A 20,376-nucleotide genomic window follows, 5' to 3' on the forward strand; every position below is an offset into this window, starting at 1 on the left:
GCTTACAGGCTGACATGAGCATCAAACCCAGCGCCCTCGACGGCATCCGCGTAATCGACATGAGCCGCGTCTTCGCGGCGCCGGTCGGAGCCCAGATCCTCGGTGACCTGGGCGCCGATGTGATCAAGATCGAACGCCCCGGCGTCGGCGACGACGGCCGCGGCTACGGCACGGCCTGGGTCGAGGGCAAGGACGGCCTGGAAACCCGCCAGTCGAGCTTCTTCACCGTGTCGAACCGCAACAAGCGCTCGATCACCCTGAACCACTCGAAGCCCGAGGGGCAGGAGATCATCAAGAAGCTCGTCGAGACCGCCGACGTGCTGATCGAGAACTACAAGGTCGGCGATCTCAAGCGCTTCGGGCTCGACTACGAGACGCTGAAGGCGATCAACCCGCGGCTGATCTACTGCTCGGTCACCGGCTTCGGCCAGACCGGCCCAAGCGCCGCGCTCCCCGGCTACGACGGCCTGTTCCAGGCGCAGGGCGGCATGATGGCTGTCACCGGCCTGCCCGACGGCCATCCCGGCGCGGGGCCGCTCAAGGCCGGACCCAGCCTCGTCGACTTCATCACGGGCCACAACACCGCGCTCGCGATCCTCGGCGCGCTGATGTACCGCGAGCGCACCGGCGAGGGCCAGTACATCGACATCGCCCTGCTCGACACCTCGGTGGCCATGGTCAGCCACATCATGCAGGACTACCTGATCAGCGGCGTTGCGCCGCCGCGCCTGGGCAACGGCGGCAACGGCGGCGGCCCGGCCGACCTGCTCCACGCCAGCGACGGCATCGTCTATCTCACCGCAGGCACCGACGAGCACTATCGCCGCCTGACCGTGCTGATGGACCAACCCGAGCTGTTCACCGACGAGCGCTTCGATTCCAACTTCAAGCGCGCGCGCTCGGGCCAGGCCGAGTTGATCCGCATCATCAACGCGTGGTCGAGCAAGATCCCCGTGACCGAACTGCTGGCCAAGTTCGACAGCGTCGGCATTCCGGCCGCCAAGTACAACGAGCTCGACGACGTCTGGCAGGACCCGCAGGTCCAGCATCGCGGGCTCAAGGCGACGACGCCGCATGCCCATGCCAAGGCGGGTTCGGTCGACCTGATCGCCAGCCCGTTGGCGCAGATGTCGGCGAGCCCCGCCGCGATCCGCCGCGCGCCGCCGCTGCTGGGCGAGCATCTTGACGAGGTCCTGGCCGAACTCGGCTACAGCGCCGAACGCATCGCCGAGCTGAAAGACGCGAAGATCGTCTGAGTTACTCCCCTTCCCCCTTGATGGGGGAAGGATGCGAAGACTTGGGCGCTTGCGCCCTAGTCGTAGCTGGATGGGGGTGAGCGCGCCGCAAACCCTGCGCTCGCCGGAGACGTCACCCCTACCCAACTCCAGCTAGGCAGCAAGCTGCCAAGCTTCCGTATCCCTCCCCCATCGAGGGGGAGGGATACGGATCAGTTACCCTTGAACTCGGGCTGGCGCTTACCAGCAAACGCCGTCACGCCCTCGACGAAATCCTCGGTCCGGCTCGCCGCGAGCTGACCCGCGCGTTCGTTCTGCAGCGCCTGTTCGAGACTGCAATCGGCCGCAGCCCAGGCGATGCGCTTGATCATGCCGAGCGAGCGCGGCCCCTTGGCGAGCTGGGTCGCCAGCGCCAGGCCCGCGCTCTCGACCTCGTCGTCGGGGACGACGCGGTTGACCAGGCCCCATTCGAGCGCCTGCGCGCCGTAGAGCCGCTCGCCCAGCAGCATCATCTCCATCGCCCGCACGCGGCCGACCGCACGCGTCAACAGCCAGGACGAACCGCCGTCGGGCACCAGACCGACGTGGCGGAAGGCCTGGAGGAAGAAGCCGCCCTCGCCGCAGACGATCATGTCGCCGGCCATGGCCAGGCCGCAGCCCACGCCCGCCGCCGCGCCGCGCACGGCGGTGACGATCGGCTGCTCCATCGCCTTCATGCGGGTGATGATCGGGTTGTAGTAGCGGTCGAGCAGATGGCCGACGTCGCGCATGGGATCGTCGAGCACAGCCTCGGCATCGGCCAGGTTGGCGCCCGAATTGAAGCCCTTGCCCTCGCCGGTGAACAGCACGGCGCGGCTTTCGAAGGCGGCACGGTTGAACGCGTCGACCAGTTCCTCACCCATCTGCGCCGAACCGGCGTTGCGCGTGGCCGGATCGTTCATCGAGATCCGTGCGACGCCGTCGTCGTTCAGCGAATAGAGGACTTTCTCGTAGGTCATTTCCTGGAACCTTCCTTCACCTCACCCATCCCCTCAGCCGTCACCCTGAACTTGTTTCAGGGTCCATTTCTCATCCCGCACGAACTTTGCCGGGAGGCGCGATGGATCCTGAAACAAGTTCAGGATGACGATGAAGGCAAGCGGTGAGTGTTAACCCACCATGCCGCCGAAGCGCTGCTTCACGATCGCCTCGGCATCGCCGATGATGCGGTCGATCAGGTCCTGGCACGAGGGAATGTCGTGGATCAGGCCCTGGACCATGCCGGCCCAGAAAATGCCCTGGTCGACGTTGCCGCTCTGCAGCATCTCGCGGCCGACCGCGCCGGCGACGTAGGGCTTGATGTCCTCGAACACCGCGTCGGGGTTGGCCGAGATCTCGACCACCTTGTCCGATACCGAGTTCTTGCCGACGCGCGCGGTGTTCTTGAACTTGCGGAAGATCAGGTTGGTGCCGCGCTCGTCGTTCTGGACGTAGAGCGCCTTGATGTTGTCGTGGATCGGCGCTTCCTTGGTCGCGCAGAAGCGCGTGCCCATGTTGATGCCCTCGGCGCCCAGCGCCAGCGCGGCGACCAGACCGCGGCCGTCGCCGATGCCGCCCGAGGCGAGCATCGGGATCTTCACCTTGTCGGCGGCCGACGGGATCAGGATCAGGCCGGGGATGTCGTCCTCGCCCGGGTGACCCGCGCATTCGAAGCCGTCGATCGAGATGATGTCGCAACCCGCACGCTCGGCCGAGAGCGCGTGGCGTACGGCGGTGCACTTGTGCAGGACGGTGATGCCGTGCGGCTTCACCATTTCCCAGATCTCGCGCACTTCCTGCGTGCCCGCGGTCTCGATGATCTTGATGCCGGCGTCGATCGCCGCCTGGGCATAGCCCTTGTAGTCGGGCGGCAGGATCGTCGGCAGGACGGTGATGTTCACCGCGAAGGGCTTCGAGGTCATCGACTTGCAGCGCTCGATCTCCTCGCTGAGCGCCTTGGGGCTCGGCTGGGTCAGCGCGGTCAGGGTGCCGAGGCCGCCGGCATTCGACACCGCGCTCGCCAGCTCGGCGAGACCGACGCCCTGCATGCCACCCTGGACGATCGGATGTTCGATACCGAGCATTTCGGTGATGCGCGTCTTGAAGGCCATTGCGTCTCGTCTCCTGAAATTAGGCTGGTATCTGGCGGGTTCGGCTCAGGCCGGTATTTGGTCGAATGGCACGCCTTTGTCCGGACGGTGGTCCTGCGGCAAGCCCAGAATCTTTTCGGCAATCGTGTTGAGCAGCATTTCGTCGGCGCCGCCCGCGATGCGCCCGGTGGGCGCGGCGAGCCACGAGGCGACCCAGTCGTCCTTGCTGCTCGCGAGCGGGTCCCAGGCTAGCCCGAGCTGGCCCATGAGGTCGATCGCCAGCTCGGACAGCTTCTGTCGGCTGCGCACCGACACGAGCTTGTTGAGCGCGCCCTCGGGCCCAGGCTCCATGCCCGCGGCCATCATCCGCATCGCCCGCGTGGTGATCGCTTCGAGCCCCGCGCGCATCGCGTGGCTGCGCGCGATGGCCGAGCGGATGCGGCCATCCGCGATCGCCGGGCGCCCGTTGATCTCGCTGCTTTTCGCCAGGTCGACGAAGGTCGCCGTGGTCGGGCCGAAACCGGCGGGATCGGAGGCCGAGTAGCGCTCGATCATCAGGGTCGCCATGGCCGTCGCGAAGCCGCCGCCGACCGGGCTCAGCCGCTGGCCGTCGTCGAGCCGGACGTCGTCGAAGAACACCTCGTTGACGTGGTCGTGCCCCGCCGCGGCGAGCTTGATCGGGCGGACCTCGACGCCGGGCGCCTTCATGTCGAGCCAGAAGAAGGTGAGCCCCTTGTGCTTGAGCGCCTTGGGATCGTTGCGCGCGATGATGACGCCGTAGTCCGAATGCTGGGCGAAGGTCGTCCAGAGCTTCTGGCCGTTGAGCTTCCAGCCGTTTCCTTCGGTCTCGACCTTGGTTCGGAGGCCGGCGAGGTCCGAGCCGCCCGACGGTTCGGAGAACAGCTGGCACCAGATCTCGTCGCCGCGCAGCGCGGCAATCGCGCGTTCCCGCGCCCAGGCGCGATCCTGCGCAAAGCGGAGCACGACGGGGACCGAGATGCCGAGCGAGACGCCGAAATAGGCGATCGGCATGCCGAAGCCCATTTCCTCCTGCTCGAACACCACCTTGTGCAGCGGCGTCAGCCCCTGCCCGCCGAGTTCGGGATCCCAGTGGATGCCGGCGAAACCCGCTGCGAACTTGGCGGCCTGGTAGGCGCGGCCCGCGGCCAGATGCTCGGCTTCGGACAGGCCCTTGAGCGCGTCCTTGCCGAAGGCCGGGGCGACCGACTCCAGCCAGGCGCGGGCCTTTTGCCGAAATGTCTCGATCTCGCTCATGCGCTGGCTCCCGCAAGTTCGTCGACGAGAATGTCTTCCCAGAACAGCATGTTGCCCTGCTCGATCGCCAGGCTCCGCGCGCGGCGCATGTGGAGGTGGAGCCCGCTTTCCCAGGTCGTGCCGATGCCGCCGTGGACCTGGACGGCATCGCGCGCGGCCGTGTCGTAAGCCTCGGTCGCGGTCAGTCGCGCGGCGGCGGCGGCGGCGAGGAAGCCCGGCTGCCCCTCGATAGACGCGGCATGGATTGCGTTGGCGCGGGCGATCTCGACGAGGCCGTAGAGCTCGGCCAAGCGGTGCTTGACCGACTGGAACGCGCCGATCGGCTGGCCGAAGGCCTTGCGTTCGTTGGCATAGTCGCGCGCGATGAACAGCAGCGCCTCGGCGCCGCCGACCTGTTCGTGCGCGGTGACTACGGCCTGGCGGGCGAGAATATCGAGCGCGAGAATGCGTGCCGCGTCACCCGTAGCGAGCAAGGAGGCGGGGCTATCGGCGAAATCGAGATCGGCGAAGAGGCGGGCGTTGTCGAAGCTGTCGACTGCCCGGCGCGCGACGCCGTCGAGCGTGGCGAGGACCAAGGCCGGCTCGCCGCCGTGCGAGGCCCAGACCACGGCGAAATGAGCAGAGAGACCGGCCGTGACCCCCGGTTTGGTGCCGTTGAGCCGACCATCGGCGAAGGTCACGGTCGGGAGCGACGGCAGCACGGCATTGCCCTCGGCGGAGGCGATCGCAGCCAGCGCTTCCCCGCTCGCGAGTTTGGGCAGCCAGTGCGAGGCCGCCTCGCCGTCGCGGCCGGCCAAGGCGCGGATCGCCCCGTAATTGCTGGTGAGGAACGGCGCCCCTGCGGTCGCCGCGCCGCTGGCCTGGGCGACGAGGCCGAGTTCGATCAGGCCAAGCCCCAACCCACCCTGCGCCTCGGGCACGGCGAGTGCGGTCCAACCCTGTTCGATCGCGGTATCCCAGAACGTCCGGTCCCACTCGCTCGTCCGCTCCAGCAAGCCGAGCAGCCGCGCCTTGTCCACGCGCGCGTCGAGCACGCGGCGGGATTCGCGTGCAATCGCCTGTTGCTGCTCGTCGTAGACTATCGACATGCCGAGCCCCTCTCCCTTGTGCGGCTAGTGTAAGCCGATCGCGGCATCAAGCGCGATAGGGAGGCGATGCGCGGCTGCGGCTGACTGTGGCCGATGCCGCCATGCTCCCGGGCCGCAATCGCCGTCCGAACGGCGGATCAGACGCCGGTAAGCAGGAAGTCGACCGCGTTGCCGATGGCGAAGTCGTGCTGCGCCATCCGAACTGACGATATTTCGCCAAGGGCAACTCGTTCTTGGCCGCCCAGTTGCCGTGGCTCCTGCGGATGCTTGTGCGCGGTCACCCGCGCTCTTTCGCGATCACCGCAACGGTGAAGCGCGAAATGCAGACGAGCTTGGCCGCCTCGTCCTCGATGCGGATCGACCAGACGTGGGTGCTGCGGCCCAGCGCTTCGGGCCGCGCGGTGGCGTAGACCCAGCCCGAGAAGGCCGGGCGAATGTGGTTGGCGTTGATCTCCTGCCCGACCGCGACCCATTTCTCGCCGTCGATGCACAGGTTTGCGGCGATCGAGGCAACGGTCTCGGCCAAAGCGACCGAAGCGCCACCGTGAAGCCGCCCGAACGGCTGGTGCGTCCGCTCGTCGACGGGCATGCGCATGCGCAGCCAGTCGTCGCCGCAATCGACCACTTCCATGCCGAGATGCGCGTGGAGCCCGCGACTGCGGACATGCTCGAGCCGCTCGGCCGAAGGGCGCGTTCCGCCGAACCAGATCATGCGATGCCCGCAACGGGATGCGGAACATAAGGCGCCGAGAGTTCTGCCAGTTCCTCCGCCGAAAGCGCGACATCGAGCGCGCCGAGCGCATCGTCGAGATGCCGCATCTTCGACACGCCGACGATCGGCGCAGTGACGCCGCGCTGCGCCAGCACCCAGGCCAGCGCGATCTGCGCCATCGGCACGCCGCGCGCCGCGGCGATGCGCCCGACCGCGGCGACGACCGCCCGGTCGCTCTCCTCGGTCTTGCTGTAAAGGTTGTGCTGGATCTTGTCGGTCTGCGCACGCGCCGTATCCCCACCCCAGGGACGCGTGAGGACACCGCGCGCCAGCGGGCTCCACGGAATCACGCCGATACCCTGATCTCGGCAGAGCGGCAGCATCTCGCGCTCTTCCTCGCGGTAGATCAGATTGACGTGGTTCTGCATCGACACGAAGCGTGCCCAGCCGCGGCGCTCCGAAATGTTCAGCGCCTTGAGGAACTGCCAGGCGTACATCGACGAGGCGCCGACATAGCGCGCCTTGCCCGCACGGACGATGTCGTTGAGCGCCTCGAGCGTCTCCTCGATCGGCGTCTCGTCGTCCCAACGGTGGATCTGGTAGAGATCGACATAGTCGGTGCCGAGCCGGCGCAGGCTGTCATCGATCGCCTGGAACAGCGCCTTGCGCGAAAGACCAGACTGGTTCGGCCCTTTGCCCCAGCGGCCGTGCGCCTTGGTGGCGATGACGATCTCGTCGCGCCGGGCGAACTCCTTGAGCGCGCGGCCGGTCACTTCCTCGGACGAACCGGCAGCATAGATATTGGCCGTGTCGAAGAAATTGATTCCCGCCTCGACCGCCCGGCGCAGGATCGGTCGGCTGGCCTCCTCGTCGAGAATCCACGGATGCCAGCCCTTCGACGGATCGCCGAAACTCATGCAGCCGAGACAGAGTCGCGAGACCTTGAGGCCGGTCTTTCCGAGGTTGATATAGTCCATGAAGTCGGGGTCCTATCGAGCCGCCGGAATACGGTCGGCGAAACCTTCGGATTGCGGATTTTCAGACACTTGAGACAAGGATCTGATATTCTTGTAAAATCTTAAACCGCTGGCACAAGCGGGAATTCCGCCGGCGCGGGATCGGCTCGTTTCGTCGCATACGAGGGGGGTCATAATGGCGTTGTTAACCACGATCCTTGTATTCTGGAAGGCGTGGAACAAGCAGATGGTCGCGATAGAGGAAATCGGAACTGGCTGAGTGCGCTCGCGCTCGCCACGCTCTATTTCGCGCTTGCGGCGCTGACCTTGCGCTACACCCGTTTCAACGGCGGCGTCGCGCTGATCTGGATCGCCACGGCTCCGCTGCTCGCCTACCTCGTCACCCGTCCGACACGGCTATGGCTGATTCCGGCGCTCGCCTGCGGCGTGGCGGGCGTCATCGCTACCATTATGTTCGGCCTTGGCCCCAAGGCCGCCCTGCCTTTCGCGCTGATCAACCTCGGCGAAGCGATCGGCGGCGCGCTGATTCTGCGTCGACTGCTGCCGCGTTCCTACCGCTTCGAGTCGCTGCGCGAGATCGGCATATTCCTCGGCGTGGCCGGCATTCTGATGCCCGCGCTCGCCGGCTTCTTCGCCGGCCTGACCGCAAACGCCGTCACCGGCCTGCCGATGCTGCGCAACTGGTTCGACTATTTCACCGGTCACGGCCTCGGCGCGATCGCCTTCACCCCGCTGGTCCTGCTCGCCTCGAGCGGCGAGGTGCGCAACTGGACGGCCAGCGCCAATGCGCGCGAGCGTATCGAGGCCACCTTCCTCGTCCTCGTCATGGGCCTGGTGACCCTGGGGTCATTCAGCCAGGACGTTCTGCCGCTGCTGTTCCTGCCGATACTGCCGATGATGATCGCGGTGTTCCGCATCGGCCGCCTGGGTGCAGCCCTGACGATCACGCTGCTGACGGTGATCGCGCTGATCTGCACGATCGATGGCTACGGACCGATCAACCTGATCGCCGGAAGCAGCGGCATGCACGCGCAGTTCCTGCAATTCTACCTGGCCTGCGCGGTGCTGATCGCCTGGCCCGCCGCCGCCGAACTCAAGCACCGCAAGATCGTCCACGGCCAGCTCCAGGCGGCCTCGGCGGTCGCGCGCCTGGTGGTCGACCGCACGGGCGACGTGATCATCTATTTCGCGGTCGACGGCACGATGCAGTACATTTCGCCCGCGATCGAGATCATCGCCGGTTACGGGCCAGACGAACTGACCGGCAAGATGCCGCACTCGCTGATCCATCCCGCCGACATGGACGAAGCGATCCGCGTTCACCGGCTCGCGCTGCAGCGGCCCGACGACATCTTCATCGTCGAATACCGCGCGCGCAGCGCCGACGGCTCCTATTCCTGGTACGAAGGCCACAGCCGCGCCGCAGTCGACGGAATGGGCCAGGCGACCGGTGTGGTCAGCATCATCCATGGCGTCTCGGCGCGCAAGGACGCCGAAAGCGCGCTGGTCCGCGAGGCGCAGACCGATCCGCTGACGGGCGTGTTCAACCGCCGCGGCTTCGACGCCGCCCTGGCCGAACGGTTCGCCGACGGCGCCCCGGCCACGCCGTTCACGGTCGTCATGTTCGACCTCGATCACTTCAAGGCGATCAACGACACTTACGGCCATGAAACCGGCGATCTCGTCATCAAGGCCTTCGCCGAACACCTGCAGGGCACATTGCGCCGGAACGATGTCATCGCGCGCTTCGGCGGCGAGGAATTCGTCGCGATCCTCGACGGGACCTCGGCCCAGGCTGCGCACGAGGTCTGCGAGCGGCTGCGCGTCGGCTTCGCGCAGTTCGAACGACAATCCATTGATGGCCGCGGGTTCCGCGTAACCGTCAGCGGCGGCATCGCGGTCTATCGCGAGGGTATCGACATGGCGCTGCTCCTGGCCGAGGCCGATGCCGCGCTTTATCGGGCGAAGTCCGAAGGCCGCAATCGCCTGGCGCTCGCCGCCTAGGCCGGCTCCGCGCAGTCGCGCGCGTTCAGGTCAGCAGCAATTTGTCCGCGGGCGCCTGATCGAACGGCAGATCGACGTGGAAGATGGTACCGACACCCTCGCGCGTGTTGACGTGAATGCGGCCGCCGTGTCGCTTGACGATCCCCTTCGAGATGGCAAGCCCCAATCCGGCTCCCGCATGACCATCGCGCGATTCCTGGGCGAAGCGCGAAAACAGCCGCTGCCGGAACTCCTCGGATATCCCCGGACCGCGATCGATGACGCTGATCCGCAAGCCCTCGGCACCAGGCCGCAGCCGTACGCGCACGCGGCTGCCCTCGGGCGAGAACTTCGCGGCGTTCGACAAGAGGTTGTCCATCACCTGCAACATCCGGTCGCGATCGACTTCCGCCGTGATCGGGGCCTCGGGCACTTCGAGATCGATCTCGACTCCGCGGCTCTGCGCATAGATCTGGTTCTGCTCGATCGAATCGCGCAACATCGCGATCACGTCGATCGGCTCGAAGCGGAATTCGAACATGCCCGCCTCGAGCTTGTCGATTTCGAGCAGGTCGTTGACGATACGCGCAAGCCTATCGGCATTCTTGCCTGCGACGTCGATCAGATGCTCGCCCCGCGGCTCGATCGGCCCGCCGAGCCCGCCCTGAAGCAGGCCGAGCGCGCCGACGATCGCCGTCAGCGGGGTGCGCAGCTCGTGGCTGACGGTCGTGACCAGCTCGTCCTTGAACCGCGCGGCCGAACGTTCGGCCGTGACGTCGCGCAGGCGAAACAGGAAAGCGCCGTCCTCGAACGGAATCCAGGCCACTTCCACCACACGGCCATTGACCATCTCGCGCTCGCCGCGGGCCGGCTGGCGCGAACGGATGTTTGCCGCGATGGCGTCCGCCAGGGCTGCAGGATCGCCGGGGCCATATTCACCGCGATCGGCCAGGGCCCGGATCAGCGGCATGACCGGTGCGCCTTCGCTCAACAATTCGAGCGGCAGTTCGAGCATTTCGGGGAAGACGCCGTTCCACAGCCAGACGCGGTCCTCCGCGTCGAGCACCATGAAGCCCTCCTCGAGATTATCGAGCAAGGCCCGCAAAAGCGGGGACAGATTGCGACCCTTTTCCAGGCAGTCGGATCCCTTCGACGCGCCAGGCCCTTAAGACCCTGAATTTAAATACGCTCCCCACCGAGGCTTGTCGATCCGGCGCGCATCCAATTCGGAGGAATCGCGGAATTATGGAACTTAAGTTCCAACCTTGTGCGATCGACAAATCCTGTTATCGACCGCGTCAGAAGAGAACAGACCGGGGAGCCGAGATGACCGACGACGCGCTGCACCGCCCGCTCCACACCGCGGACCTGCTCGTCAACGCGCTGAGCAGCGCGACCGATCGGCCGATGCTCCACCTGCTTGGCGGCCCGACCTTGACCGCGGGAGAAGTGCGCGACGAGACCAGCCGCATGGTGCAGGCGCTCGCCGGCCTTGGTGTCGGCCGCGGCACGCGCGTCGGCCTGATCTCGCCCAATCGCCCCGAAGTGCTTCATGTCAGCCACGCGGTGCAGATCCTCGCGGCGGTCTACGTGCCCATGCATCCGCTCGCCGGGCTGGCCGACCACCTGCACGTGATCCGCGATTCGGGGGTCGAACTGCTGATCTTCGACGGCGAGCGCTTCGCCGATCGCGCCGCCGAGATCGCAGCTGAAGCGCCCGACCTGAAACTCATGGCCTTCGGCGCCTGCGCGATCGCTGCGGATCTCTCCCGGCTCGCCGCCGGTTTCGCGCCGGGGCCGCTCGTGGCGCCGCGGGTCGAACCCGGCGATGTCATGCGCCTCGGTTATTCGGGCGGGACGACGGGCAAGCCCAAGGCGATCCCCTCGATCCAGCGCGTCGCGGTGACAACCTTGCAGATCATGATGACCGACTGGGAATGGCCGGCGGAACCCAGGGTCCTCACCTGCACGCCGCTGAGCCATGCCGGCGCGGCCATGTTCCTGCCGACCTTGCTCAAGGGAGGGTCGATGGTCGTGCAACCGGGCTTCGAGCCCGTCGCGGTAATGGCGAACATCGAGAAGTACCGGATCAACTGCATGATGCTGGTACCGACGATGATCTATGCGCTGCTCGATCACCCGCGCTTCGACGAGTTCGACCTGTCGAGCCTCGAGACCGTATTCTACGGCGCCTCGGCGATCGCGGCGGCGCGTCTCAAGGAAGCGATCGAGCGGATCGGGCCGGTGTTCCAGCAGTTCTACGGTCAGGCCGAAGCGCCGATGGCCCTGACCATCCTGCGCAAGGCCGAGCACGACGTGACCGACCTGCGCCGCCTCGCGAGCTGCGGCCGGCCGACGCCCTGGGTGAACCTCGCGCTGCTCGACGCCGCGGGCCAGCCCGTGCCCGACGGCGAGCCCGGCGAGATCTGCGTGCGCGGGCCGCTGGTCATGGACGGCTATCGCGACAACGACGCACTCAACGCCGAGACCTTCCGCGACGGCTGGCTGCATACGGGCGACGTCGCGGTGCGCGATCCGGGCGGTTTCCTGCGCATCGTCGACCGCACCAAGGACATGATCGTGACGGGCGGCTTCAACGTCTATCCGCGCGAAATCGAGGACATCGTCGGCGAGCATCCCGCGGTCGCCCAGGTCGCGGTGATCGGCGTGCCGCATCCGAAATGGGGCGAGGCGGTCAAGGCCTTCGTCGTGCTCCGCCCCGGCATGAGCGCCGATCCGGCCGCGCTCACCGCCGTGGTGGCCGAACGCAAAGGCTCTTTCCAGGCGCCCAAGGCCGTCGAATTCGTCGCCGCGATCCCGCAGACGCCGGTCGGCAAGCCCGACAAGAAGGCGTTGCGCGCCATGGCCGAGGTTGCCGCCGGCGAATAGACTGCCTAGAGCACCGATCGGATACATTTTGGGAGTCGTCATGATCCAGCTCGAACAGGCCCGCACCGTCATCGCCGCCGCCCGCGCCCATGGTCGCGAGCACGGATTGAAGCCGCTGACCCTCGTTGTCCTCGATGCCGGCGGCCACGTCGTCGCCTCGGAGCGCGAGGATGGTTCGGGATACGGCCGCCCGCAGATCGCCCAAGGCAAGGCAGCGGGCGCGCTGGCCATGGGCACCTCGAGCCGGGTGCTCGGCGAGATGGCCGCCGACCGCCCGACCTTCATCGCCGCGCTCTCGGTCGCCTGGGACGGCAAGCTGATCCCCGCCGCGGGCGGCGTGCTGATCCGCGACGATGCCGGAACCCTGCTCGGCGCCATCGGCATCAGCGGCGACCTGTCTGACAAGGATGAAGGAGCCGCCCTCGCCGGCATTCAAGCCGCGGGTCTGCACGCGGGCTGAGCCCGGCGCTTGATCCCCTCGCCGCCGCATGATCTCTGGCGGCGAGAGGGAGATTCCGCAATGAACGACAATACGCCCAGCCACGGGCTGCAGCTCACGTCGACGCTCGATGCTGACGGAACCTTGCGACTGGCACTGATCGAGGCGCCGCTCGATGCCCCCGCATCCGACGAGGTCCTCGTCCGGCTCGAGGCCGTGCCGATCAACCCCTCGGACTTGATGCCGCTGCTCGCCGGCGGCGATACCGCGACGGCGCATTTCGGTGGCAGCGCAGCGCGGCCCGAAGTGGCGATCGCGCTGCCACCCGAAGCCGCGCAAGCCTATGCCGGACGCACCGGCGCGGCGCTTCAACCCGGGCTGGCCGGGGCCGGCACCGTCGTAGCGGCCGGCGCGGACGCGCAGCATCTGCTCGGCCGGCGCGTCACGCTGTTGTCGCTGCGCCGGGGGACGTTCGGCCAGTACGTCACCGTCACGACCGCCGAATGCGCGCCCCTGCCCGAGGACCTGTCTTCGCGCGAGGGCGCCGACGCCTTCTGCAACCCGATGACCGCGCTGGCCATTGCCGAGACCGTGCGGCTCGACGGGCACAAGGCGCTGATCCACACCGCCGCCGCCTCGAACCTCGGCCAGATGCTCGTGCGGATCTGCGCCGAGGACGGCCTGCCGCTGGTCAACGTGGTTCGCCGCGCCGAACAGGCGCAGCTGCTGCGCGATCTCGGCGCCGAGCATGTCTGCAATTCCGCCGATCCCGATTTCGCCGCGCAGCTTCGCGACGCGATCGCCACGACCGGCGCGACCGTGGCCTTCGACGCGATCGGCGGCGGGGCTTCGCCCGGCCTGCTGCTCGAAGCGATGGAAGACGTCGCCGCGGCGGCGATGGGCTTTTACAGCCCTTACGGCTCGCTAACGCTGAAACAGGTCAACATCTACGGCCACCTCGACCGCACGCCGACCGTGCTGCACAACGCGCGCTACGGCATGCTCTGGGACGTCCGCAACTGGGCGCTGCCGCGCACGCTCGGCCAATTGCCGCCCGAACGCATCGCCGCGATGAACGCGCGCGTGCTTGGCGGGCTCAGGACCACTTTCGCCAGCCATTTCACGCGCGAGATCTCGTTGGCGCAGGTGCTCGATCGCGAGACGATGGCGGCCTATGCGAAGCTGGCGACCGGCGAAAAATTCCTGATCAATCCGACGCTTTAGCGCGCCGTTCGTTGGCCATGATGCCGTCGATGACGAAATCGGCGATCGCCTCGCGGATGTCGCCGTCCTTGGCCATGCCGGCGGGAAACAGCCAGTCCTTGAACATCAGGCTGGCGAGTACCGCGACGAAGGAAACGCGGACCATCAGTTGCGGATCGACCGACGCGCCCTCACCCACGCGGCTGGTCATGACGCTGGCGCCCTGTTCGAAATAGGCGCGCAGGCCTTCCATGTCGCTGACCGGATTGGTCGCTTCGGGCGAATAGGCCGAGGCCACGATCAACGACATGAACATGCGCGAATGCTGCTCGACGAAGTCCTGCAGCTCGCCGATGTAGCGGCGCGCCATCTCGCGCATCGTCGTGTTGTCGCCGAGCGGCACCTGGTTCGCCTCGTGGAAGGCGACGAGGTGGCGGTTGAGCGGCTTGAAGATCGCCGCGCGAAACAGCTCCTGCTTCGAACCGTAGAAGCGGAATATCTGCGCCTCGGTCACTTCTGCACGGCGCGCGATCGCCGCGGTCGTGGCGCCCGAATAGCCGGCGGTCTCGAACTCCTCCGCGGCGGCGTCGAGGATGCGGTCGGCCACTTCCTCGGACGAACGGCGCTTGCGGCGCGGCTGGTCGGTCAATGTCGCGCTCTTGCCACCCTGCGCCTTCGCCACCTGGTACTCCCCGTTCGCCGAAAGACGATCCCTAATGTTACATAGCTTTGCTGCCAAGTTCCGGCGGGGCAAACGCGTTGAAACTTCACGCTCCTATCCTAGATTCATCCGGGATGAACGGGAGAATTTCTTCGTGAACGGATTGAAGACGGCCATGCTGCTGGCGGCGCTGACGGCGCTGTTCATGGCCTTGGGATACATGTTCGGCGGCACCGGCGGCGCGATGATCGCGCTGCTGATCGCCGCGGGCATGAATCTCTTCACCTACTGGAACGCCGACAAGCTGGTCCTGCGCATGCACAATGCGCGCGAGGTCGACGCTGCGAGCGCGCCCGACTTCTACGGCCTGGTCGCGGAATTGGCGCGGCGCGGCAATCTGCCGATGCCCAAGGTCTACGTGGTTGACGATCCCAGCCCCAACGCCTTCGCGACGGGCCGCAATCCCGAGAACGCCGCGGTCGCTGCCACCACCGGCCTGCTGAACATGCTCACGCGCGACGAGGTCGCCGGGGTCATGGCGCACGAGCTCGGCCACGTTCGCAACCGCGACACCCTGGTCATGACCATGGTCGCGACGATCGCCGGGGCCGTATCGATGATCGCCAATTTCGGCCTGTTCTTCGGGGGTAACGGCGAGGACCGCCCCAACCCGCTGGTCGCGCTGCTCGCGGTGTTCATGGCGCCTTTCGCGGCGATGATCGTGCAGATGGCGATCAGCCGCACGCGCGAATACGGCGCCGATCGCGCCGGCGCCGAGATCAGCGGCAACCCGCGCGCTCTGGCCACTGCCCTCGCCAAGATCGCCGGCCCCGCCCAGCAGCGGCCAAGCGAGGCGGCGATGCGCAATCCCGCCGCCGCGCAGCTCTACATCGTGCCGACCTCGGTCTCGGAAATGTTTTCGACCCACCCCGCCACCGACAAGCGGATCGCCGCACTGAACGCGATGACGGGCATGGAGACCGGGATGAGGGCGCCACAGCCCGCGGGCCGCTCCGCACTGGACCCGCATCGACGCTGAGAGGAGCTTGCTCCTTGCGGATCAAGGCCTTTTCCCGCGACGCGTCTTCGCTGCAGCGATGACTGAGAACACCCCGGGTTGAGACGAAACGGGGGCTGTGGCAAAGTCCCGCTCAAGCGCGAGTGAGCAACTCCCTCTTTGCACGGGCTGGAGGGGTGTCGTACACTTGTTCAGCAGAACAACGAATCCAAGAGGTGTGGGAGTGCTTAAATCAGCTAATACGGGCCTGCGCGACGTGCCGTTCCCGATCGAAGATCCCGAACGCATCCCGGCTCAGCGGTATTACGATGCCGAATTCTACCAGATGGAGCTCGACCACGTGTGGCCGCACGTCTGGCAGAACGCCTGCCGCATCGAGCAGATCCCCGACGAGGGCGATTGGATCGAATATCAGAACGTCGGCAAGTCGGTCCTGATCGTCAACACCAAGGACGGCATCAAGGCATTCCACAACGCCTGCCGCCACCGCGGCGTGCCCATTGCGGGCAACCCGCTCAAGGACGACCTGACCGGCGGCGGTCATGGCAACTGCCGCAAGTCGGGCTTCGTCTGTCCGTTCCACGGCTGGCGCTGGAACGCCGAAGGCGAAAACACGCTCGTCTACGGCAAGCATCTGTTCTCGGAGCGGCAGCTCGATCCCGCCGATATCAACCTGGTCCCCTGCCGCGTCGACACCGCGATCGGCTGCGTCTGGATCAACTTCGACGACGACGCACCGAGCCTTCGTGAATCGATCGGCCCGCTGATCGATCGGCTCGAAGCGCACAACCTGCACAAGCTGCGCGCCGAGTGGCAGTTCGGCACGGTGCTGCCGGCCAACTGGAAGGTCGCGATGGAAGCCTTCATGGAAGGCTACCACGTGATGAAGACCCACCCGCAGCTTCAGGCCGCGCATCCCGAGATGTACGGCTCGATGTACGAGAAGCCGCGCGGCCCGATGCCGCAGATGGCCGATCCGGAGCTCTCGCACACCGAAAACCAGCGGATCCAGGTCGGATCGATGGCGCTGCTCAGCGAAGGCATGGCCGGCATGCTCCACGCCAAGGAGCTCGAGATCGCGCGCGGTATGGTCGGCATCGAGGAAGGCCTGCCCGAAGACAAGAACATGGCCGTGTTCCAGTGGCTGGGCATGGTCATGCACCAGATCTCCACGCAGCTTCAGGCACGCGGCGAGCCCGTGCCGGACCTGTGCGCGGTGACCCAGAGCGATCCGATCAAGTCGGTCGAGTTCCTGTTCCCGCACTACTTCCTGCTGCCCTATTTCAGCAGCTTCTCGGCCTATCGCATCCGGCCGCTCGGTCCGGAATCGTGCTTCTTCGAACTGTGGTCGCTCACCACCTTCCCCGAAGGGGAAGAGCCCGAGCCGGTCATGGAGCCGACGATCCTGCCTTACGACAGCCAGGAATTCCCGCCGATCCCGCGGCAGGACTATGCGAACATCCCGATCCAGCAGCAGGGCATGCACGCCAAGGGCTTCGAATTCATGCGCCTGTCGCGCGACGTCGAAGGCATGATCAGCAACTACCAGCGGATCATCGACGGCTACATCTCCGGCGTTCCGCAGGAGAAGCTGGCGCAGGCCAATCAACTGCTCGCCGGCAATTTCGACGGTCCGATCCTCGAATTCGATTTCTGATCGGATCGCAGAGGCGAAAACACGAAAGCCCCGGACGCGAGTCCGGGGCTTTTTCGTTGTTCGATCTTCCGCCGATGAGGGAGGATCTCCAAAGCCTCACCACAGCGGCCGTTCCTGCAGCGCGCGCCGGCGTTCGCGGATGATTTCCTGGCGTTGCTCGGGCGTGACCGTGGCGACGCCCTGGGGCAATACCTTCAGCACCTCCGCCAGCTTGACCTTGCGCGTGACGGGGATCGGCTGGCTGTCGCAGCCCGTCCAGCGCCCCTGGATGATCCCGGTCGGATTGCCCGCGGTGTCGAGCCAGTTCTTCGCGCCCGGATCCCTGGCCGAGACGACGACGCGCAGCTTGCCGTCGGGGTCGGCACCCGCCTGGGCGTGGTTGAGGCTCGAATGGTTGTTGTACCAGTCGGTGGTCTCGTAGATCTCGTTGGTCAGGATCAACGAGCGATAGTCGCACTTGGTCGGAATCGGCGATTCGATGATCAGCGCCTCGTCATCCTTCAGATCGTAGGTGCCTTCGTAGTAGAACTGGCCCTGCAGGATCGAGCCCGGCGGGTTGAAGATCTTGAGGCTGTTGACGAAGCCCTCCTGGCGCAGCTTCTCGACATGATCGACGAAGAGCTGGGCGATGAAATCGACCTGCTTGGGCAGCGCCCGCAGCCGCTGTTCGAGCTTCGCCGCGGGCGGGCGCGGACGCTCGGCAGGGCGATCGAGGCGCTCGATGGCGAGGGTCGGTTCGACCTCCTTGCCCCAGTCGGCGCTGACGAGACGGACCATCAGCCGGTTCGCGCTGGGCTTCAGCTCCCACCAGTCGCCCGCATGGCCCGCGGGCTTGGTCGCGCTCAGCAGCACGTCGAAGCGACCGTCCTTGTCGACCGCGAGCTTCGACAGGTCGAGCTGTGCGGCGGCGCCCTGGTTGCGTTCGGCCGGCGGCAACACCTGCTGCATCACCGCCAGGGACACGTTCCCCCGCTGACCGCGCAAGCGATAGGTGCCGCCCGGCGTGATCGTCGCGCTGCGGTAGATCGTATCGGCATTGGGCTGGCCGACGTTCAGCACCTGCCCGAGCGAGGGCAGGAACTGTGGCGCATCACCGTCACCGCCGATCGCCTCGAGCGTCTGCGAAGCCAGCGCCTCGAGCGCGAGCCGCGCCACCTCCTGCTGGACCTGCGGATCGCGACGCTGGGCTTCGGGCAGTTTCGCCAGCATCCGCTCGGGCAAGGTGCGCAGGCTCTCGAAGAAATCCTGCCAGCCGGCCACCATCGGCGGTGCCGGCATGTCGGCGGGCGCGGCGGCGGCGCGCGCGGTCCAGCCGAGCGAAGCCAAAGCGACGGCGGCAAGGCCCAACGGCCAGAGGGTCTTCTTCACGGTATCGTCCTCCTCGATCGCGAAGCTCCAGTCTGACCACCAGCAGCCTGTCAGGCAACGCCCGTCGCGTCCGACGGGCCTTTCATCGCCTTGGCAGCACCGCCCGTCTGGAACATTGCGCCCGGCTGGGCTTTGTGCGGGAACCAGTTCAAGGGATGACAGCCATGCAACGTTCGCTTCTTATTCTCGCCACAGCGGCTCTCACGATCGGAACCGCCACCAGCGCCGAGGCGCGCAGCTGCCGCCGGCTCAACAAGACCGAAGGTGCCGTCGTCGGCGCGGCGGGCGGTGCGGTGCTGGGTGCGATCGTCGGCGGGCGCGGTGCGCCGATCATCGGTGCGGTCGGCGGCGGCATCGCGGGCCACGAGATCGCGCGCAACAAGTACAACAAGAACTGCCGCCGCGTGTATCGCCGCAGCCGGCGCTGACAGGATCGGTGCGGCAGGGACATTCGTCCCTGCCCGCGTTCCCTATTCGCCGGACAGGAAGGCGACCAGCGCCTTGACCTTCTTCTGCCGCCATTGCGGCAGCGGCGCGACCAGCCAGTAACCGCGGCGGCCGATCTCGATCGGCCCTTCTGGCTTGACGCGGCCGTCGTCGATCCAGCTCTGCGCCAGCAGCGCGGGCACGCGCGCGCGGCCGAGGCCCGCGGCGGCCGCGGCGATCGCCTCGCCCGCGTCGCCGACGATCAGCGGCGCCTTTTCGTGCCCTTCGATATGCGCGAGGTCACCGGGCCAGGCGATCCACTCGCCCTCGCCCACGGTCACGCGCTCGGGCTCGCCCAGCGCCACGCCCTCGAGATCGCCCGGCCCTTCGGTCCAGCGCACGGCGATGTCGAGATTCGCCTCGGTGAAATCGGTCATCTCGCCGTCGACGAGGACGTAGCGGACCTGCGGATTGGCGGCGCGGAAGGCGGCAAGCCGCTCGGCCAGCCAGGCGACGAAGAAGTCGCGCGGCGCGGCGATCGTGTAGACATGGCTCGACTGGCCTGCCTGCATCGCCTGCACCGCGTCCTCGAAATGGAGGAAACCGGTGCGCAGCGATTCGAGGCCGGCCGTCGCCTCGTCGGTCAGTTCGAGACCTTTCGATGTGCGGCGGAACAGCACGACGCCGAGCAGGTCTTCGAGCGCGCGGATCTGCTGGCCGACCGCGGCCGGGGTCACGGCCAGTTCGTCGGCGGCGCGGGTAAACGACAGATGCCGGGCGGCCGCATCGAAGACGCGCAGGGCGTTGAGCGGCAGATGGGTGCGCTTCATGCCTCGGTCCTATGGCAAAGCCGAGATGGATACAACGCCTGGGAGTGAGACCGGATCAGCCCGCGGTGGCTGGGGCCGCCAACGGGAAGAACGGGATCGCCGCCTGGAATTCGGAGCCGTCGTGGCGACGGAAGGTGTAGTGACCTTCCATCGAACCGTGCGGCGTGGTCAGCGGGCAGCCCGAGACATAGTCGTGGCTCTGCCCCGGGCGCAGGATCGGCTGTTCGCCGACGACGCCGTCACCGTCGACGAAGTTGACCATGCCGCGACCATCGGTGATCCGCCAGTGGCGGGTGATCAGTTGGACGGTCTCGTCCGAATCGTTCTCGATGCGGATGTGGTAGACCCAGAACCACTTGCTCGCCTCGATCCGCGACTGTTCGGGCAGGAAGTTCACCGCGACGCGCACGGTGATCCCGCCACTCGCAGCGGCCACGGCTGCGCCGCTCGCGTCGATCACGCTGACCGGGGTGATCGCGGCGTGCTGGAAGAGTTCCTTCATAGCGG

The 20,376-nt window shown here is 66.9% G+C and carries 20 protein-coding genes; 8 read left to right on the forward strand and 12 right to left on the reverse strand.

The genetic code is table 11. The features are described from left to right. Positions 1-14: 14 nt before the first annotated feature. On the forward strand, positions 15-1,256 hold the full coding sequence (locus WG901_RS07760) for a CaiB/BaiF CoA transferase family protein (RefSeq protein ID WP_339586434.1): 1,242 nt from the start codon (positions 15-17) through the stop codon (positions 1,254-1,256). 191 nt (positions 1,257-1,447) lie between these two features. Here the strand turns inward: WG901_RS07760 and WG901_RS07765 are convergent, their stop codons facing one another. From WG901_RS07765 to WG901_RS07795, 7 genes are all read right to left on the reverse strand, one after another. Then, a complete protein-coding gene (locus WG901_RS07765) occupies positions 1,448-2,233 on the reverse strand; it encodes an enoyl-CoA hydratase-related protein (RefSeq protein ID WP_339586435.1) in 786 nt (261 codons plus the stop codon). A 150-nt stretch (positions 2,234-2,383) separates the two neighbouring features. Further along, positions 2,384-3,364: an NAD(P)H-dependent flavin oxidoreductase gene (locus WG901_RS07770; RefSeq protein WP_339586436.1), complete on the reverse strand. Its 981-nt coding sequence runs from the start codon at positions 3,362-3,364 to the stop codon at positions 2,384-2,386. Positions 3,365-3,409: 45 nt separating this feature from the next. After that, the gene (locus WG901_RS07775; RefSeq protein WP_339586437.1) at positions 3,410-4,618 is read right to left on the reverse strand and encodes an acyl-CoA dehydrogenase family protein; all 1,209 of its coding nucleotides are present in this window, start codon (positions 4,616-4,618) and stop codon (positions 3,410-3,412) included. Further along, on the reverse strand, positions 4,615-5,706 hold the full coding sequence (locus WG901_RS07780; RefSeq protein WP_339586438.1) for an acyl-CoA dehydrogenase family protein: 1,092 nt from the start codon (positions 5,704-5,706) through the stop codon (positions 4,615-4,617). The genes WG901_RS07775 and WG901_RS07780 overlap by 4 nt, the downstream gene beginning before the upstream one ends. A gap of 137 nt (positions 5,707-5,843) precedes the next feature. Further along, on the reverse strand, positions 5,844-5,987 hold the full coding sequence (locus tag WG901_RS07785; protein WP_339586439.1) for a hypothetical protein: 144 nt from the start codon (positions 5,985-5,987) through the stop codon (positions 5,844-5,846). Then, positions 5,984-6,418 carry a hotdog fold thioesterase gene (locus WG901_RS07790; RefSeq protein WP_339586440.1) on the reverse strand — a complete coding sequence of 145 codons (435 nt, stop codon included), beginning with the start codon at positions 6,416-6,418 and terminating at the stop codon, positions 5,984-5,986. The genes WG901_RS07785 and WG901_RS07790 overlap by 4 nt, the downstream gene beginning before the upstream one ends. Beyond that, positions 6,415-7,395 (reverse strand): aldo/keto reductase, encoded by a 981-nt coding sequence (locus tag WG901_RS07795; RefSeq protein ID WP_339586441.1) that lies wholly within the window; start codon positions 7,393-7,395, stop codon positions 6,415-6,417. The genes WG901_RS07790 and WG901_RS07795 overlap by 4 nt, the downstream gene beginning before the upstream one ends. A 213-nt stretch (positions 7,396-7,608) precedes the next feature. Here WG901_RS07795 and WG901_RS07800 point away from each other — a divergent pair, with 213 nt between their 5' ends. Next, entirely contained in the window at positions 7,609-9,399 is a 1,791-nt protein-coding gene (locus WG901_RS07800) for a sensor domain-containing diguanylate cyclase (RefSeq protein ID WP_339586442.1), read from the forward strand. A 25-nt stretch (positions 9,400-9,424) separates the two neighbouring features. Here the strand turns inward: WG901_RS07800 and WG901_RS07805 are convergent, their stop codons facing one another. Next, on the reverse strand, positions 9,425-10,474 hold the full coding sequence (locus WG901_RS07805) for a sensor histidine kinase (RefSeq protein ID WP_339586443.1): 1,050 nt from the start codon (positions 10,472-10,474) through the stop codon (positions 9,425-9,427). Between the two features lie 230 nt (positions 10,475-10,704). On the opposite strand from WG901_RS07805, the gene WG901_RS07810 reads away from it, so the two are divergent. The 3 genes from WG901_RS07810 to WG901_RS07820 are packed head-to-tail and all read left to right on the forward strand — an operon-like array spanning position 10,705 to position 13,930. After that, complete coding sequence (locus WG901_RS07810) at positions 10,705-12,267, forward strand: AMP-binding protein (RefSeq protein WP_339586444.1); 1,563 nt, start codon at positions 10,705-10,707, stop codon at positions 12,265-12,267. Between the two features lie 40 nt (positions 12,268-12,307). After that, positions 12,308-12,727, forward strand: coding sequence for a GlcG/HbpS family heme-binding protein (locus WG901_RS07815; RefSeq protein ID WP_339586445.1), 420 nt, complete (start codon positions 12,308-12,310; stop codon positions 12,725-12,727). Positions 12,728-12,787: 60 nt separating this feature from the next. Further along, positions 12,788-13,930, forward strand: coding sequence for a zinc-binding dehydrogenase (locus WG901_RS07820; protein WP_339586446.1), 1,143 nt, complete (start codon positions 12,788-12,790; stop codon positions 13,928-13,930). Here WG901_RS07820 and WG901_RS07825 read toward each other — a convergent pair. Beyond that, entirely contained in the window at positions 13,914-14,591 is a 678-nt protein-coding gene (locus tag WG901_RS07825; RefSeq protein WP_339586447.1) for a TetR/AcrR family transcriptional regulator, read from the reverse strand. The genes WG901_RS07820 and WG901_RS07825 overlap by 17 nt on opposite strands. A 133-nt stretch (positions 14,592-14,724) precedes the next feature. Between WG901_RS07825 and htpX the strand changes: the two genes are divergently transcribed. Both htpX and WG901_RS07835 read left to right on the forward strand, forming a co-directional pair. Beyond that, the gene (gene htpX, locus WG901_RS07830) at positions 14,725-15,609 is read left to right on the forward strand and encodes a zinc metalloprotease HtpX (RefSeq protein ID WP_339586448.1); all 885 of its coding nucleotides are present in this window, start codon (positions 14,725-14,727) and stop codon (positions 15,607-15,609) included. Positions 15,610-15,811: 202 nt separating this feature from the next. Further along, positions 15,812-17,245 (forward strand): aromatic ring-hydroxylating oxygenase subunit alpha, encoded by a 1,434-nt coding sequence (locus tag WG901_RS07835; protein WP_339586449.1) that lies wholly within the window; start codon positions 15,812-15,814, stop codon positions 17,243-17,245. 96 nt (positions 17,246-17,341) lie between these two features. Here WG901_RS07835 and WG901_RS07840 read toward each other — a convergent pair whose 3' ends face one another. Then, positions 17,342-18,613 carry a DUF1214 domain-containing protein gene (locus WG901_RS07840; protein WP_339586450.1) on the reverse strand — a complete coding sequence of 424 codons (1,272 nt, stop codon included), beginning with the start codon at positions 18,611-18,613 and terminating at the stop codon, positions 17,342-17,344. A gap of 164 nt (positions 18,614-18,777) precedes the next feature. Between WG901_RS07840 and WG901_RS07845 the strand changes: the two genes are divergently transcribed. Continuing rightward, positions 18,778-19,041, forward strand: a complete 264-nt coding sequence (locus WG901_RS07845) for a glycine zipper domain-containing protein (protein WP_339586451.1) — start codon at positions 18,778-18,780, stop codon at positions 19,039-19,041. 42 nt (positions 19,042-19,083) lie between these two features. On the opposite strand, the gene WG901_RS07850 is transcribed toward WG901_RS07845, so the two are convergent. Further along, positions 19,084-19,869 carry a LysR family transcriptional regulator gene (locus WG901_RS07850; protein ID WP_339586452.1) on the reverse strand — a complete coding sequence of 262 codons (786 nt, stop codon included), beginning with the start codon at positions 19,867-19,869 and terminating at the stop codon, positions 19,084-19,086. 55 nt (positions 19,870-19,924) lie between these two features. Then, complete coding sequence (gene apaG, locus WG901_RS07855) at positions 19,925-20,371, reverse strand: Co2+/Mg2+ efflux protein ApaG (protein WP_339586453.1); 447 nt, start codon at positions 20,369-20,371, stop codon at positions 19,925-19,927. Positions 20,372-20,376: the final 5 nt, after the last annotated feature.

This window comes from Novosphingobium anseongense, assembly GCF_037482895.1.
Lineage (GTDB): Bacteria > Pseudomonadota > Alphaproteobacteria > Sphingomonadales > Sphingomonadaceae > Novosphingobium > Novosphingobium anseongense.

What these genes read in the sequence shown, in the direction of transcription:
- WG901_RS07760 (WP_339586434.1), top strand. Translation starts at nt 15, where the DNA reads ATGAGCATCAAACCCAGCGCCCTCGACGGCATCCGCGTAATCGACATG.
- WG901_RS07765 (WP_339586435.1), bottom strand. Translation starts at nt 2,233, where the DNA reads ATGACCTACGAGAAAGTCCTCTATTCGCTGAACGACGACGGCGTCGCA.
- WG901_RS07770 (WP_339586436.1), bottom strand. Translation starts at nt 3,364, where the DNA reads ATGGCCTTCAAGACGCGCATCACCGAAATGCTCGGTATCGAACATCCG.
- WG901_RS07775 (WP_339586437.1), bottom strand. Translation starts at nt 4,618, where the DNA reads ATGAGCGAGATCGAGACATTTCGGCAAAAGGCCCGCGCCTGGCTGGAG.
- WG901_RS07780 (WP_339586438.1), bottom strand. Translation starts at nt 5,706, where the DNA reads ATGTCGATAGTCTACGACGAGCAGCAACAGGCGATTGCACGCGAATCC.
- WG901_RS07790 (WP_339586440.1), bottom strand. Translation starts at nt 6,418, where the DNA reads ATGATCTGGTTCGGCGGAACGCGCCCTTCGGCCGAGCGGCTCGAGCAT.
- WG901_RS07795 (WP_339586441.1), bottom strand. Translation starts at nt 7,395, where the DNA reads ATGGACTATATCAACCTCGGAAAGACCGGCCTCAAGGTCTCGCGACTC.
- WG901_RS07810 (WP_339586444.1), top strand. Translation starts at nt 10,705, where the DNA reads ATGACCGACGACGCGCTGCACCGCCCGCTCCACACCGCGGACCTGCTC.
- WG901_RS07815 (WP_339586445.1), top strand. Translation starts at nt 12,308, where the DNA reads ATGATCCAGCTCGAACAGGCCCGCACCGTCATCGCCGCCGCCCGCGCC.
- WG901_RS07820 (WP_339586446.1), top strand. Translation starts at nt 12,788, where the DNA reads ATGAACGACAATACGCCCAGCCACGGGCTGCAGCTCACGTCGACGCTC.
- WG901_RS07845 (WP_339586451.1), top strand. Translation starts at nt 18,778, where the DNA reads ATGCAACGTTCGCTTCTTATTCTCGCCACAGCGGCTCTCACGATCGGA.
- WG901_RS07850 (WP_339586452.1), bottom strand. Translation starts at nt 19,869, where the DNA reads ATGAAGCGCACCCATCTGCCGCTCAACGCCCTGCGCGTCTTCGATGCG.
- apaG (WP_339586453.1), bottom strand. Translation starts at nt 20,371, where the DNA reads ATGAAGGAACTCTTCCAGCACGCCGCGATCACCCCGGTCAGCGTGATC.